General features: G+C 32.6%; 14 protein-coding genes. 5 read left to right on the forward strand and 9 right to left on the reverse strand.

Features of this window, described 5'->3' with window-relative positions; genetic code table 11:
• Positions 1-34 precede the first annotated feature (34 nt).
• The 5 genes from gyrB to dnaA all read right to left on the reverse strand — a co-directional run bounded on the left by gyrB (position 35) and on the right by dnaA (position 6,440).
• Positions 35-1,993, reverse strand: a complete 1,959-nt coding sequence (gene gyrB / locus OZJ21_RS09620; protein ID WP_003703395.1) for a DNA topoisomerase (ATP-hydrolyzing) subunit B — start codon at positions 1,991-1,993, stop codon at positions 35-37.
• A gap of 2 nt (positions 1,994-1,995) precedes the next feature.
• The gene (gene recF / locus OZJ21_RS09625; RefSeq protein ID WP_160993980.1) at positions 1,996-3,135 is read right to left on the reverse strand and encodes a DNA replication/repair protein RecF; all 1,140 of its coding nucleotides are present in this window, start codon (positions 3,133-3,135) and stop codon (positions 1,996-1,998) included.
• Positions 3,135-3,356 (reverse strand): S4 domain-containing protein YaaA, encoded by a 222-nt coding sequence (yaaA, locus tag OZJ21_RS09630; RefSeq protein ID WP_003703397.1) that lies wholly within the window; start codon positions 3,354-3,356, stop codon positions 3,135-3,137. Before yaaA ends, recF begins: the two co-directional genes overlap by 1 nt.
• A gap of 413 nt (positions 3,357-3,769) precedes the next feature.
• Complete coding sequence (dnaN, locus tag OZJ21_RS09635) at positions 3,770-4,909, reverse strand: DNA polymerase III subunit beta (protein WP_003701413.1); 1,140 nt, start codon at positions 4,907-4,909, stop codon at positions 3,770-3,772.
• Between the two features lie 166 nt (positions 4,910-5,075).
• Positions 5,076-6,440, reverse strand: coding sequence for a chromosomal replication initiator protein DnaA (gene dnaA, locus OZJ21_RS09640; RefSeq protein ID WP_098183839.1), 1,365 nt, complete (start codon positions 6,438-6,440; stop codon positions 5,076-5,078).
• Positions 6,441-6,947: 507 nt separating this feature from the next.
• Here dnaA and rpmH point away from each other — a divergent pair.
• The 4 genes from rpmH to OZJ21_RS09660 all read left to right on the forward strand — a co-directional run bounded on the left by rpmH (position 6,948) and on the right by OZJ21_RS09660 (position 9,841).
• Positions 6,948-7,082 carry a 50S ribosomal protein L34 gene (gene rpmH, locus OZJ21_RS09645; RefSeq protein ID WP_003701411.1) on the forward strand — a complete coding sequence of 45 codons (135 nt, stop codon included), beginning with the start codon at positions 6,948-6,950 and terminating at the stop codon, positions 7,080-7,082.
• Between the two features lie 57 nt (positions 7,083-7,139).
• The gene (rnpA, locus tag OZJ21_RS09650) at positions 7,140-7,481 is read left to right on the forward strand and encodes a ribonuclease P protein component (protein ID WP_003701410.1); all 342 of its coding nucleotides are present in this window, start codon (positions 7,140-7,142) and stop codon (positions 7,479-7,481) included.
• 21 nt (positions 7,482-7,502) lie between these two features.
• On the forward strand, positions 7,503-8,342 hold the full coding sequence (locus OZJ21_RS09655) for a YidC/Oxa1 family membrane protein insertase (protein WP_003705633.1): 840 nt from the start codon (positions 7,503-7,505) through the stop codon (positions 8,340-8,342).
• A 251-nt stretch (positions 8,343-8,593) separates the two neighbouring features.
• A complete protein-coding gene (locus OZJ21_RS09660; protein ID WP_003701408.1) occupies positions 8,594-9,841 on the forward strand; it encodes a NupC/NupG family nucleoside CNT transporter in 1,248 nt (415 codons plus the stop codon).
• A gap of 77 nt (positions 9,842-9,918) precedes the next feature.
• On the opposite strand, the gene OZJ21_RS09665 is transcribed toward OZJ21_RS09660, so the two are convergent.
• Positions 9,919-10,941: a YeiH family protein gene (locus OZJ21_RS09665; RefSeq protein WP_003701403.1), complete on the reverse strand. Its 1,023-nt coding sequence runs from the start codon at positions 10,939-10,941 to the stop codon at positions 9,919-9,921.
• Positions 10,942-11,049: 108 nt separating this feature from the next.
• On the opposite strand from OZJ21_RS09665, the gene OZJ21_RS09670 reads away from it, so the two are divergent.
• The gene (locus OZJ21_RS09670; RefSeq protein WP_160993979.1) at positions 11,050-11,928 is read left to right on the forward strand and encodes a LysR family transcriptional regulator; all 879 of its coding nucleotides are present in this window, start codon (positions 11,050-11,052) and stop codon (positions 11,926-11,928) included.
• Positions 11,929-12,018: 90 nt separating this feature from the next.
• Here the strand turns inward: OZJ21_RS09670 and OZJ21_RS09675 are convergent, their stop codons facing one another.
• The 3 genes from OZJ21_RS09675 to OZJ21_RS09685 all read right to left on the reverse strand — a co-directional run bounded on the left by OZJ21_RS09675 (position 12,019) and on the right by OZJ21_RS09685 (position 13,855).
• Positions 12,019-12,528 carry a hypothetical protein gene (locus OZJ21_RS09675; protein WP_160993978.1) on the reverse strand — a complete coding sequence of 170 codons (510 nt, stop codon included), beginning with the start codon at positions 12,526-12,528 and terminating at the stop codon, positions 12,019-12,021.
• Between the two features lie 27 nt (positions 12,529-12,555).
• Entirely contained in the window at positions 12,556-13,356 is an 801-nt protein-coding gene (locus OZJ21_RS09680; RefSeq protein WP_003701400.1) for a polysaccharide deacetylase family protein, read from the reverse strand.
• A gap of 142 nt (positions 13,357-13,498) precedes the next feature.
• Complete coding sequence (locus tag OZJ21_RS09685) at positions 13,499-13,855, reverse strand: iron-sulfur cluster biosynthesis family protein (RefSeq protein ID WP_081533315.1); 357 nt, start codon at positions 13,853-13,855, stop codon at positions 13,499-13,501.
• Between the last annotated feature and the right edge of the window lie 781 nt (positions 13,856-14,636).

Genomic DNA, 14,636 nt, shown 5'->3' on the forward strand with positions numbered 1-14,636 from the left:
TTCTTACCTCCTAACACTTTTGCTCACGATGTAATTAAACATCCAAGTTATTAACAAATGTTGCATTATCCTCTATAAATTGACGACGAGGTCCAACATGATCTCCCATCAACATTTCAAATACTTCATTTGCTTCTTCTGCATCTGATAATTCTACTCTCAATAATCGACGATTTTCAGGATTCATTGTAGTTTCCCATAACTGTTCAGCATCCATTTCACCCAAACCTTTATAACGTTGAATAACAGGCTTTGGACTAGGTGGTAAACTTCCTAAAACATCATTCAATTCTTCGTCAGAATCAATATATTTTATCATCTTACCTTGACGCACTTGATACAAAGGTGGTTGTGCAATATATACGTAACCTGCGTCAAGCATAGGTTTCATGAAACGATATATCAAAGTTAATAGCAAAGTTCTGATGTGAGCACCATCGACATCAGCATCAGTCATGATGATTAACTTATGATAGTTTGCCTTAGAAACATCAAATTCTTCTCCAAATCCTGTTCCTAAAGCTGTAAATAGCGAACGAATTTCTTCATTAGCCAAAATTCTATCTATTGTTGCTTTTTCAACGTTTAAAATCTTACCTCTAATTGGCAAGATAGCTTGTGTTAAACGTGAACGTCCCTGCTTGGCAGAACCACCAGCAGAGTCCCCTTCGACAATAAATAACTCTGAAATTTCAGGATCTTTTGAAGTATTATCAGCTAATTTCCCTGGCAAATTAGAAATTTCTAAACCATTCTTCTTACGTGTTACCTCACGTGCTCTCTTAGCAGCAATACGAGCTTTAGCGGCTAAAAGTCCTTTTTCTACAATTTGCTTTGCAACTGTAGGATTTTCCAGCATAAATTTATTGAAAGTTTCACTAAATAATTTATCAGTAACCTTTCGAGCATCTGAATTTCCTAACTTAGTCTTTGTTTGTCCTTCAAATTGTGGATTAGGATGTTTAATTGATACTACAGCTGTTAAGCCTTCACGTACATCTTCCCCGGAAAGATTTGCATCATTTTCTTTAATCAAGCCACTTTTACGACCATAATCATTAATTACTCTTGTTAAAGCAGTTTTAAATCCAGATTCATGAGTTCCACCTTCATAGGTATGAATATTGTTGGTGAAAGATAACAAGTTAGAATGGAAATCATTAGTGTATTGTAAAGCTACTTCCACCGTAATTCCATTTTGTTCACCTTCAACATAAATAGGTTCTGGGAAAATAACTTCCTTACCCTTATTCAAGAATTCAATATAATGCTTAATACCACCAGCATAGTGAAATTCTTCATGCGTTGGTTCTTCTTGACGTTTATCATCAATTGTTATCTTTAATCCCTTATTCAAAAAGGCTAATTCACGAATTCTTTTAGTTAACACATTGATGTCATAGGTTGTAGTTTCTGTAAAAATATCTGGATCTGGCTTGAAATGGACAATCGTTCCATGTTCATGGCGAGGACACTTTCCTACAACTGTCATAGAGGTAGCTACTTTACCTAATTTAAAGTCCATACCATAGACGTTTTCATCATCTTCTCGCATGACTTTTACATCTAGATTTGTTGATAATGCATTTACAACTGAGGCACCCACACCATGAAGACCACCAGAAACTTTATAGCCTCCACCGCCAAATTTACCACCGGCATGTAAGACCGTAAAAACTGTTTCTAATGCAGGACGACCTGTTTTCTTTTGAATATCAACAGGAATACCACGACCATTATCTTTTACAGTAATGCTATTGTCTTCTTCAACTGTTACATTAATTTCATCAGCAAATCCTGCTAAAGCTTCATCGATACCATTATCAATAATTTCCCATACTAAATGATGTAGCCCTTGAGAACTTGTTGAACCAATGTACATACCTGGGCGTTTACGAACAGCTTCTAAACCTTCAAGAACTTGTATTTGGCTAGCATCATATTCTTTTGCCTTTTCTTCTTGAAGTTTTTCTTTTCTTTCTTCTTCAGTCACCGCTATTCCTCCTCAATCGTAAATGAATTTTCTTCTGTAATTTTTCCGTTATCTATTCTAAAGATTTTGGGTTTATTAATTAATTGTTGCGCAACATCTGATAATCCTGGTGTAGTCAGGAATGTTTGTACTTTATTTTGAATAGTTTTCAATAAATGAGTTTGTCGAGCACCATCTAACTCACTCAACACATCATCTAACAACAGGATTGGATATTCATTTGTTTTTTCTTTCATCAAATCTATTTCAGCTAATTTCACAGACAACGCTGCTGTTCTTTGCTGGCCTTGCGATCCATACACTTGAACATTTTTGTCATTCAACATAAAACGAACATCATCTCTATGCGGGCCGAGCAATGTTGTCCCTTGAAAAATTTCTTTATCCATCATAGTTTTATACTGTTCAATCAAGGATTGCTTTAATTCCAACACACTCTTTCCTTGGTATTCTTTCAATGTACTTTCATACTGAAATTGTAAATGTTCCTTCCCCTGTGTGATTTGGTTATGTAACTTATCAGCATATTTTTCTAATTCTTGTAAAAACTCTAATCTTTTAAAAATTATTTGCGAACCACTTTCTGAAAGTTGCTCTGATAATATTTCTAAATATACTTTATCCGTTGCCTTTTTGGTTTGTAGTTCTTTAAGATACTTATTTCGTTGGCGCAAAACCGCCCGATATTCAGTCAAGGCATGTAAGTAAAGAGCATCTATTTGTCCAAACTCCATATCTATGAACCTTCGACGAACTGATGGAGCCCCCTTAACTAGCGCTAGGTCTTCCGGCGCAAACAGAATAACATTTAATTGCCCGATATACTGTGACAATCTTGCTTTTTCCAAATAATTAACTTTGGCTTTCTTACCTTTACGACTTATCAAAAGTTCTAACTTCGTGTTACCTAAACGTTGATGAACTTCTCCTCTAATTAATGCGGCATCTTTTTTAAAAGTTACCATTTCCCTATCATTGCTCGTTCTATGACTACGTGCCATTGCTAAAACATATATAGATTCCAATAAATTAGTTTTTCCCTGAGCGTTTTTCCCAATCAAAACGTTAACTTGAGGAGAAAAAGCAACATTAACATCTTCATAATTTCGAAAATGTTTAAGTTCCAATTTTTCAAGATACATTATTTGTCAGCTTCCATCATAAACTTTCCATATTCAGGAATTTCAACTAAATCGTTAGGATATAACTTTCTACCTCTACGGTTATCCAATTCACCATTGATCAAAACATCATTTTCTTGTAAGAACCATTTCGCTTGCCCACCAGAACTAATGATGTCAACAATCTTTAATAATTGACCTAAAGTTATATAGTCTGTCTTCAACTTCACTTTTTGTGTCAAAATATCCCCTACTTTCTTTTAAATACCTTCTAATTATACCTTTTTTTTGATAAAAAGACAATTTTTAAAGGCTTTTTTAACCGTTTATAGCACTTTTACACCAATTTAGACTTATCCTACCTACCCTATATTAAAACGGCTCAAAATAACTCTTATTTGCTTTTTTAGCATATCCAAACTACAAGGAGCATTAATTGAAAGAACGGCAACACTACACCAAAGCTACTTATTCATCTTTAGTTTTATTTGTGAAATCTACACAAGTTTACAGCCTCAACGGTTATATCATTTTTCACTGATATTGATCAATCAATCACAATAGTATAGTATATTAATTTTTTATATAAAAATAAGACTCTTTATACATAAAAAGCATAAGAGTCTTATTAAATAAATTAATCTAATTTATCTTTTTAGAATGTTCTCACAGGTGTAATCAACTGAACAAAATTATCTTTATCTTCTGTTGGTACAATTGTGAATGGACGTAATGGTTGTGTAAACGCAATTGTAATTTCTGATTGACCAAATGAACGTAGGGCGTCTTTCATATAATCTGGATTAAATGAAATTTCTAACTCTGAACCTTCTAAATTTTTGAAATGTAATTCTTCTTCAACATTTCCGACTTCAGGAGTATTACCTGAAAGAACAACACTTTGTGCACTTGGATTAATTGCTAATTTAACTACATTATTGCGGCCTTCATGAGATAGAAGGGAAGCACGTTCAATTGATTGAAGTAATTCTACTGCATTAAAATCAACTGTAATTTCTGAAACTTTTGGAATTAATCTTTCAGTATCAGGATATTTTCCTTCTAGTAAACGAGTGTAGAAAGAAGTATTGCCTAGAATGAATAATGCTTGATTTTCTGAGATCTGAATTTCAATGTTTTCGTCACTATCAGAAATCATTTTAGATAATTCACTTAAAGATTTTCCTGGAATAATAACATCATAAACCGCATCGTCAGCACCTGACAATTTGATGATACGTTGACTTAAACGATGGGAGTCAGTTGCTACTGCAAGTAATTCTCCATTCTTTATTACCAAATGAATACCAGTTAAAATAGGGCGACTTTCTTGATTAGAAACAGCAATAACTGTTTGACTAATAACTTGTTTTAGTATATCGCCGGGAACAGTTAATTGATCTTTTGAATCAATTTCTGGAAGATGAGGGTATTCTTCAGCATTTAACCCATTAATTGTAAATTCTGCTGATCCAGAAGTAATTGTTGCTTGAAATCTTTCGTTAATTTCAATTGTCATTGTTTGTTCTGGTAATTTCTTTACAATTTCACTAAAGAAACGAGCAGGTAAAACAACTGCACCTTCTTGTTCAATTTGTAATGCAGCATTATCATCTGCAATTGAAATGATTGTTTCAATGGATATATCTGAATTGCTACCAGTTAAAGTTAATGCATCTTTTGACAAATCCATTTTTAATCCTGTCAAAATATCAATTGTCGTTTTAGATGATATTGCTCGTTGAACATCGTTTAAATATTTGATAAATGATGCTCGTTGAATTGAAAATTTCATATATATGAATCCTCCTAATATATATTTATATATTATTTATATAAGTAGTAGTAATAGTAGGGCCTGTTCATACTGTGGATAAGTATATAAAACCCTGAAATATAAGAAAATCACTTGTGGAATTGCTGTGGATAAAATTAGTAGGTTATTAACATTAATCCACAAACTAATCTTGCAGCTCGGCTCGCAGTTCATTTACTTCCTTTTGGAGAGTAGTGTCTGTATGAAGAGCTTCAGCAATCTTCTCATGAGCATGAATAACAGTTGTATGATCCTTACCACCAAATTCATTTCCAATTTTTGGAAGTGAGGCATCTGTTAGTTCACGTGATAAGTACATAGCAATTTGGCGAGGAATAACGATAGATTTAACACGTTTCTTTCCCTTTAAATCAGCAATTGTTACATGATAATACTTAGCTACTTTATCTTGAATGATAGGAATAGTTAGTTTGCTGGATTTGCCACTGACTTTTAAGTTTTTAAGAGCCTCAGCTGCTAGACTAGTAGAAATTGGAGTGCGAGTCATTGAAGAAAAAGCTTCTACTCGCATTAAAGCACCTTCAAGTTCTCTAATATTTGAATCTATTTGACCAGCTATATAACTAAGTGTGTCATCTGGAATAGAAACGTGTTCAGCCTCAGCCTTATTTCTTAAAATTGCGATTCTCGTTTCAAAATCTGGAGGAGTTATATCAACGGATAGCCCCCATTTAAAGCGAGAAACTAGTCTTTGTTGAAGTTTTGGAATTTCATTAGGCAGTCTATCTGATGAAAGAACGATTTGTTTTTTATCATCGTATAGCGCGTTGAAAGTATGGAAAAATTCTTCTTGTGTACCTACTTTATCTGCAAAAAATTGAATGTCATCTACAAGTAGTAAATCGACACTTCGATATTCACGTCTGAATTCTTCTTGACGCTTTGTTTGTATAGAACTAATGAAATCATTGGCAAAGGATTCACTAGTAACGTATTTTACTTTCGCATCAGGACGATTTTCTAACATTTGATGTCCAATAGCGTGCATTAAATGAGTTTTTCCCAAACCAACACCGCCGTAGAAGAAGAGCGGGTTGTAAAAAACGCCAGGTTCTTCAGCAACGGCTAGTGCTGCTGCATGTGCTAATTGATTACCTTTACCAACAACAAAAGTATCAAAAGTATAACGATCGTTAAGTTGAGTTTCTTTTAGAAAAGAAGAACTATTATTATTTTCTGCAACAGAAACTTTTTTTGGTGTAGTTACACTTTCTGAATTTTCTAGAGGATTAGGATCACTAGGTAGCTTAGCTAAAACAGTTATTTTTTCACCAGATACTTCTTGGATTAGATCTGAAATTTGTCCATTAAGCTTTTGAGTCCAATAATCCCTATGTAAAGGTGTTGGAACATTTACAATTAGTGTTTGATCGATATATTGAACTGGTTCTGCTGGACCAAACCATGCCTTGTAGCTAGCAGGATTTAAAGATTTACTGAAAGATTCAATAATATATTGCCAAAGTGAATCTAAATCTAAATTAAGCACAGGTAAGCCTCCTTTTTTAAATATTGTGAATATATTTTAGCATTTTTAAAAGAAGTTTTCCACAGGTGAAAATAATAAACTTTTTTATTAACAACAGGTGAATATAGATATCCACAAGTGCAAATTGAGAGACCAAAATTGTACATTATTTACACGTTATCCACAGAAAATAACAAAGGGAACACTTTGGAAAATAAAGAACTATACTAGTTATGAACAACGAAGGTTGTGTTTGTGGATAAAGTTATTAACAGGGTGTTGAATTACAATTTTTCTATGAAAAACTCTGTGAATTGTTAGAAAGAAATTTTTTGAAGAATCACAATAAATTAACGTGTAACTATAGATTTTGTGGATAATTAGATGTTTCATTATTTAAATGCTACTTTTTTTTTAGTAGAAAGTATGATAACATTAATAAGTAAGTTTGAGCTTGACATTTTAACTACTTTTTAGTAAAGTAATCAGTATCATTGTTAAGTAAGGGTATTGAGGAGGTGTATATCAATGAAGAGAACTTACCAACCAAAGAAACGCCATCGTCAACGTGTACATGGTTTTCGTAAACGTATGAGTACAAGTAACGGTCGTAATGTGTTAGCACGTAGACGCCGTAAAGGTAGAAAAGTATTGTCTGCATAGGCCACTGGACCGTCAGTGGTCTTTTTTCTTATGTAGACTTTTCATGGAGATTTAATTATGAGAAAGTCATATCGCGTCAAAAAAGAAGCGGAATTTCAAACAGTCTTTACTCAAGGACAGTCTTGTGCTAACCGCCAATTTGTGGTTTACATGCTAGAAAAGCCTGATCAAAAGCATTTTCGAGTAGGAATTTCAGTTGGTAAAAAAATTGGAAATGCGGTAGCTCGCAATTGGGTAAAGCGTCGTATTCGCCAAAGTTTAACTGAATTGAAGCCTCAGTTGAAGCAGGATTGCGATTTTCTTGTGATTGCACGACCAACTGTTGCTTATATGTCAATGGCTGAAGTAAAGGAACATCTAAAGCATGTTTTGAAATTAGCCAAAGTATTAGGAGAATGACGTAAGAGAGGTACATATACAGTGAAAAAGTTAAAACGCAGTTTAGTTCTGCTGAGTTCACTAGTTCTGATGGTAGTTGTATTGTCAGGGTGTACTCCAACCACTAAGGTAGATGCTAGTAGCACGGGATTTTGGGATCATTATATTGTGTGGAATTTCATTCGTGCTATTCAAGGATTAAGTCATATTTTTGGAAATAGCTATGGCTGGGGAATTGTAATTTTTACAATTATTGTTCGTATCATCATCTTGCCGCTAATGATTTATCAAATGAAGAGTATGCGTCAAACGATGGAATTGCAACCCAAATTAAAAGCATTGCAAGAAAAATATCCTGGAAAAGATATGGAATCAAGACAAATGTTGGCTAAGGAACAGCAAAAATTATATTCTGAAGCTGGAATTAATCCTTTTGCAAGTATGCTTCCTTTAATTGTACAGATGCCAATTTTGTTTGCTTTGTACCAAGCTATTTTTAGATCAGATGTTTTGAAGTCAGGTACATTCTTTTGGATGCAGTTGGGAGATAAAGACCCATATTATATCTTACCAATTTTAGCTGCAATTTTTACTTGGCTAACTTCTAAATTGAACTCAATGGCGCAACCTGAACAAAATACAATAACAACGGTAATGACATGGTCTATGCCGATTATGATTTTTGTATTTGCATTAAATGTTCCTGCTGCACTTTCTTTATATTGGGTAATTACTAATTTGTTTTCAGCAGGACAAACGTTACTTATCAATAATCCTTTCAAAATTAGAAAGGAACGTGAAGAAAAAGAACGTAAAGAGAAGGCTCGCCAACGTAAATTGGCTAAAGCTAAGCGTAAGGCCTATAAGAGTAAACGTAAATAGCATTATAAAAGTATCCATCGCGAGTACGATGGATACTTTTTTTGTGAATAAAAATATAATATCTCAAATATACTTATGTGGATAAGTTTATTTTTTAATTATTAACATGTTAAAAAAATTAAGTTTCAATAAAAGATTGCAAAGAACAAATGAAATCATGTATACTTGAAATGTTTAATTTTATGTAAAGATTGTTAGCATAAATGAAAACACTGAAAATTTAATACGTACTTATTCAAGGAGGAAAAATCGTGTATCTAGCGATAAATATTGTTGGTGTACTTGTCTTTTTAGCGATTGGGTGGCTTTTATCTAAGGATCGTAAGCAAATTAATTGGCGTGCCATCGCTGTAATGGTATTATTTAACTTATTTTTGGCATGGTTCTTAACAAGCTTTTCAATCGGACGTGCAATTGTTGATGGAGCTGCAGCTGGATTTAATGAATTAATGAAAGTTGCCTATGTAGGTATCGAATTTGCGGTTCCTAGTATGGTTAAAGTTAAGCAAATGGACTGGTTTGTTTCTGTACTTCTACCAATTTTAATGATCGTTCCTTTATTCGATATCTTGACATATATTGGTATTTTACCTTGGGTTATTAAGTGGATAGGAAGAGGACTTTCTTGGTTGACAGGTCAACCTAAATTTGAATCTTTCTTTGCTATTGAAATGATGTTTTTAGGTAACACAGAAGCTTTGGCTATTTCAAGTTTGCAATTAAAGCAAATGAAGGCTGAACGTAACTTAACTTTGGCTATGATGTCTATGAGTTGTGTTACTGCTTCAATTATTGGTGCATATACTCAAATGATGCCAGGTAGTTATATTTTAACTGCTGTTCCAGTTAACGTTATTAATGCTTTGATTGTGACATCTATGTTGAATCCAGTAACAGTAACTAAAGAAGAAGATACAGTTGCTACAATGAAGGGATCAGCAGCTGCTGAAACTGAAGTAGGCGATGTTGATGCTGAAGGTAATGCAGTAAAAGAACCATTCTTCTCATTCTTAGGTGATTCTATCTTAGGTGCTGGTCGTTTGGTATTAATCATTGCTGCTAACGTTATTGCTTTTGTTGCTTTAGCTGCATTAATTGATAAGCTTTTAGGATATATTAATCCATGGTTATCTTTAGAACACATTTTAGGAATTGTAATGTTCCCATTTGCATGGTTAACAGGTTTGAATGTTCAAGACTCTTTCCAATTTGCTCAATACATGGGTATGAAGTTGGTAACAAATGAATTTGTTGTAATGGGTAAGGTTACAGGCACAATTAGTACACACGCGTTTAATCCTCATTATCGAGCAATGTTAACAGTATTTTTAACATCCTTTGCTAACTTCTCAACTATTGGTATGATTATTGGATGCTTTAAGGGTATTGTAAATAAAGAAAAGAATGATTTAATTTCTAAGAATGTTGGTTATATGTTAGTTTCCGGTATTCTAGTATCACTCCTTTCTGCTGCTATGGTTGGTCTGTTCGTTTGGTAGGATGTAACAATCTTTAGTATGAAAAAAGCATTATGAGATTTCTCATAATGCTTTTTTATTATGTGTTCGTAATCAACTTAAAATAAGGCTTTAGCGGCAATTATCATAAAAATTAATAAAACAGTAGAGCTAATTGCAGCAGCTGAAAATACACTTTTACCACGCTTGAAGATAACTTTAAAGTTTACAGACATGCCTAATGCAGCCATAGCCATACCTAAAAAGAGATAAGCGATTTGAACAAGGCTATCGAGATAAGGTGCGATGAATGGAACAAATGTACCAATAATGCTAGTTAAGATGAAACCACCTAAAAACCAAGGGATAGGTAATTTAGAATTAGTAGTTTTAGTATTAAGGGTATTTGCAGCCATTTTTTTACGATACCAAAGACCTACTAGAAGTGCTACAGGAGCAAGAAGTAGGACACGGGATAATTTCATAATAATTGCATTTTGAAGACTGATTGCACCACCAGCACCACCAGTAGCTACAGCATGAGCAATTTCATGAAGTGATCCACCCGCCATAATACCAAATTGGCTGGCATCTAATCCGATAAATGGTTTTAGAAAAATTTCAATCAAAGTAAATACAGTACCCATTACGCAGACAACTGCAACAGCTAAAACTTCATTTTCACGTTTTCTTTCTTCATTAGTAGTTTCTATTTGAGGGGAAACACCCATTACAGCAGCTGCACCACAAATTCCACAACCACACGCAGTTAGGATAGCCAATTCAGATTCAGCACCAAATTTTTTACAGAGGTAATAAGTGAGAGTAATCATACCACTTACGACAATAATTGAAAGAATAATGGTTTTTATTCCTGCATTAGCTAAAGTTATGAGATTAAGCTTGAATCCTAATAGGATAATCCCTAAACGGAGAAATTTATTAGAAATAAAACCTATTCCAGAGGAAGCTTTATTAATAGTTTGAGGAAATGATTGGAATGCAATTCCTAACAATAATGAAAGAACTAAAGCTCCAATTAAACTAAGGTAAGGAAGTTTTGCTAAAAAACTACCTAGGACAGAGCAAATAAAAGTAAGAAGAGCAGCGAGCCAAAATGCACGTTTTTTAAATATAGTCATATAAACACCTCTTTGTAAATATTTTCTATAATAAATGTACCAAAAACCTTTGATAAAATTAAATAATGAATTACTATGTTATCATAAGTATAAATTATGGAGAATAAAATGTTAGATAATAAAATTGAAACGTTTATGATGGTAGCCCATCTAAAGTCATATACCAAAGCGGCAGAAAGTTTGTTTATAAGTCAACCAGCAGTGTCTCAACAAATTAGACAATTGGAAGAAGAATTTGGAGTAAAGCTATTTAACTATGAAAAGAGGAAATTATTTTTAACAACTGAGGGAAAAGAATTATTGAAATTTGCAGAATCAGTGAAAGTACAAACAAAAAATATAAAAATAAAAATGAAATTATCTGATAAGCAAAGTAGCCCATTGAATTTTGCAACAACATTTTCACTTAGTAATAATGATGCATGGAAAATTGTTGATTACTATAGAAGTCAGAGAAGTAAGAAAATTGTGTGTCAAACTTTTAATACTCAACAATGTTTAGAAGCTCTTAATAATGGAAAAATAGATTTTGCATTGATTGAGGGTAATTTTAAGCAAGATGACTATGATAAAGTAATCATTAGAAATGAACCATTTATTGCAGTAGGAAAAAGGGAATTAGGTATAGAAGCAAATAAAGAATATGATTTACGGGAACTAATAAATTATCCATTAATTTATCGAGAACAAGGGTCAGGTTCGTTAGAAATAACAAGACAAATATTGGGTATGAGAAATTTAAGTCCAATAGATTTTAAACAAGAATACCAAATTGGGAGTTTAAGTTTATTTAGAAGAATGCTATTAGATGGAGTAGGGATAGGATTCTGTTATCAATGTTTATTAACAGATGAGTTGGATGATAGAATTATTCAGAAGATAAAGATAAAAAATATGGAAGTGGCTCATCCTATCTCATTAGTGTGGCTAAAAGGAAATGATCAATTAAAAGAAGAAATACAAGTAGTGAAGGAAATCTTAAAGTAATAATAAAAGCAATTATGGAAATAAATTAGCGACAAATTCAAGTTTTTCGGTAGCTTGAATTTGTCGCTAATTGTCATATTAAAAAGAAAATTAGTTAAAGACGCCTGTTGTAGGATCCATTTTTTGAATAGAACCAGTAGTAGGATTATAATGATAAATTCCCTTTAGATTAGCAACCGCAGTACTACCAGGAGATTGAGTACGAATTTCAATTTCATACATACCATTATTTTCCCCAGTTATAAAAGCAATATCACCATTTCCAAGTTGAACACCTGAAGCGTTTAAAAATGAAGTTAAAACAGAATTGTTATCTGTAGTAACATCTTGTGATTGACTTGAAGCAGAAACAGAACTTGAAGGGATTACGTTTGAAGAATCACTTGCTACTTCGCTGCTAGAGCTAGAAGATTGTGAACTGCTGCTACTAGACTTATTTGAACTAGATTTTTTTTGACTAGAACTTTTTACTAATTTAGAAGTCTTGACAGAACTAGAACTATTGCTAGATTCAGAGTTTTGAGAAGTTGAATTGTTGCTACAAGCCCCTAATAAAAATAAAGATATAAAAAGTGGTATAAGAAATAATTTTTTTCTCATGGTAAAACCTCCTTATAATATAGTAAGTTAATTTCCTGATAACAATTGGTTAAAACTTTCATCAGACATATTAGGAATGACACGTTGACGATGAAGTTCGTATAAACCTTGACTGGCATTTGCTAATCCAGGTTTAGTAGTAAGTGCAAATTTATATCCAGCACGTTGAGCGATGAAAGGTGAGGCTGGAGTATATCTACCAACAGGATATATAAGTAAAATGGTATTTTGTTTTAGAGAACGATTGAGTAGCCCACGAGAGTTAGCCATTTCTACTAATTGTTGCTCAGTATTTAAAGTATTGAGTTCAGTATGTGAAACGGTGTGACTAGCAATACTGACCAATTTTTCTTTACGTAATTTCTTTAATTCGTTAGTTGAAAGCATATCAGGTGTATTAATCTTGTCGGTAATCATACCAATTGTTGCATGTAAAGAAAGCTTCTTTAGAATAGGATAAGCCGAAGAATAATTATTTTCATAACCATCATCAAAAGTAATAAAAACAATTTTATTTTCTTTACCAACTGGTACCTCTTGCCTTGTTAGAACACGATATGCTTCATTAGGAGTAAGGGTGTAATATCCTTCCTTATGTAATAATTCCATCTGATGTTCAAATTGTTCGGGAGGTAGGCATAAACTATTTCCCGGGATATTTGCGATGCTATGATACATCAAGATTGGGAAACTAACAGGAGCTGTTACTTTTTTCCAATGAGTATGTGCTTTGCGATGATGAGAAGAACTAGCAGATACTACTGGAATATTTAAAAATGAAAGCACGACAAAAAAAGCTGTAAATACTATTAAAAATAATTTTTTCATTAACCGATACCTATATTTCTATTTTTTACTTTAAGTTTAGTTTAATCAGAGGACATTTGCAACATAGATTAATATGTATAGTAATTTTTCCAACAAAAAAACTGCTGAATCTTAAAAGATAAAGCAGTTAGAAAGTATATTATTATCTGAAATCTTGAATACTTAATGCGGGCATAAGTTCGCCAGAATTATCTCCAGTCAAACGAAGAAGAGAATTGTTAGTATTCAAAGAAATTTTCATATTATCATCCATATACATTTTGGAGTAACCTTTATAGTAGAATTTTCCAATATTGGAATCAATTACTTCATTATAATCTTTTTTATAGTCCATATCTTTAGACACAACTAAAATTCTAAAGTCACTATTTAAAGAGCAAACTCCAACTTTTGATAGGGCACCAACACCATCATCAAAATCAAGCAATAAAACTGCGTTAGGATCATCTGTATAACGTTGTAATTTTTTTGCTGCATCATCAGTAACTGTTATTTTCATAAATGTAACCCCCTAGATAAAATGATTTACTATCTATATCTTTAATGATACTCAAAAGTTGGGATAAATCAATTATATTGCTTGCAATATAATTAGTTATATAATTTATAGAAGAAAGAAAACAATTTTTAAACGGAATTTTCATATATTATTCAAAAATAAACAGTAGTATAAGAGCATAACCTAATAGCAATATAGATTTTCTATATTAACCTTTCATTTACTCTTCTCCCCCGAAAGTAAACGAAATTAACATGCATCCCCCCTGAATGATGTATGTAACTAACTCCTTTTACCTCCATATTGTAATGTGGAGGTTTTTTATTTGGATAAAGAGAGGAAAGTGAAGAACGATTTGTAAGAAATATTGAATTTTTTCTTCACAATTTCTTCATAAATGAAATATATGATATGAGTATCAACTAGTTAATAGTTAGTTGATATCTCCCCCTGAAATATTTTTGAGATTTAAAAGTATTGATTATTTCCCCTAATAATTGATACTAAACATATTAAACTCCTTTTTTCCTCATAGTTGATGACTATGAGGTTTTTTTATTAAATAATCGCAAAATTATTGCTTGACGGAGATTTAAAAAAAGTGTATAGTAATACGTGTCATGTATTGCTACATTAAATGATGTGGCAATATGAGAGATAAGAAAAAACAAAAAAGTTGTTGACAAACATATGATGACTTGATATGATATAAAAGTTGTCAGTTGTTGATAGCTGATGAGTAGATCTTTGAAAACTAAACAAAGTTTCGATGAAACAAATG

Origin of the sequence: Ligilactobacillus sp. UO.C109, assembly GCF_026847815.1 — a bacterium.
Classification (GTDB): Bacteria; Bacillota; Bacilli; order Lactobacillales; family Lactobacillaceae; genus Ligilactobacillus; species Ligilactobacillus salivarius.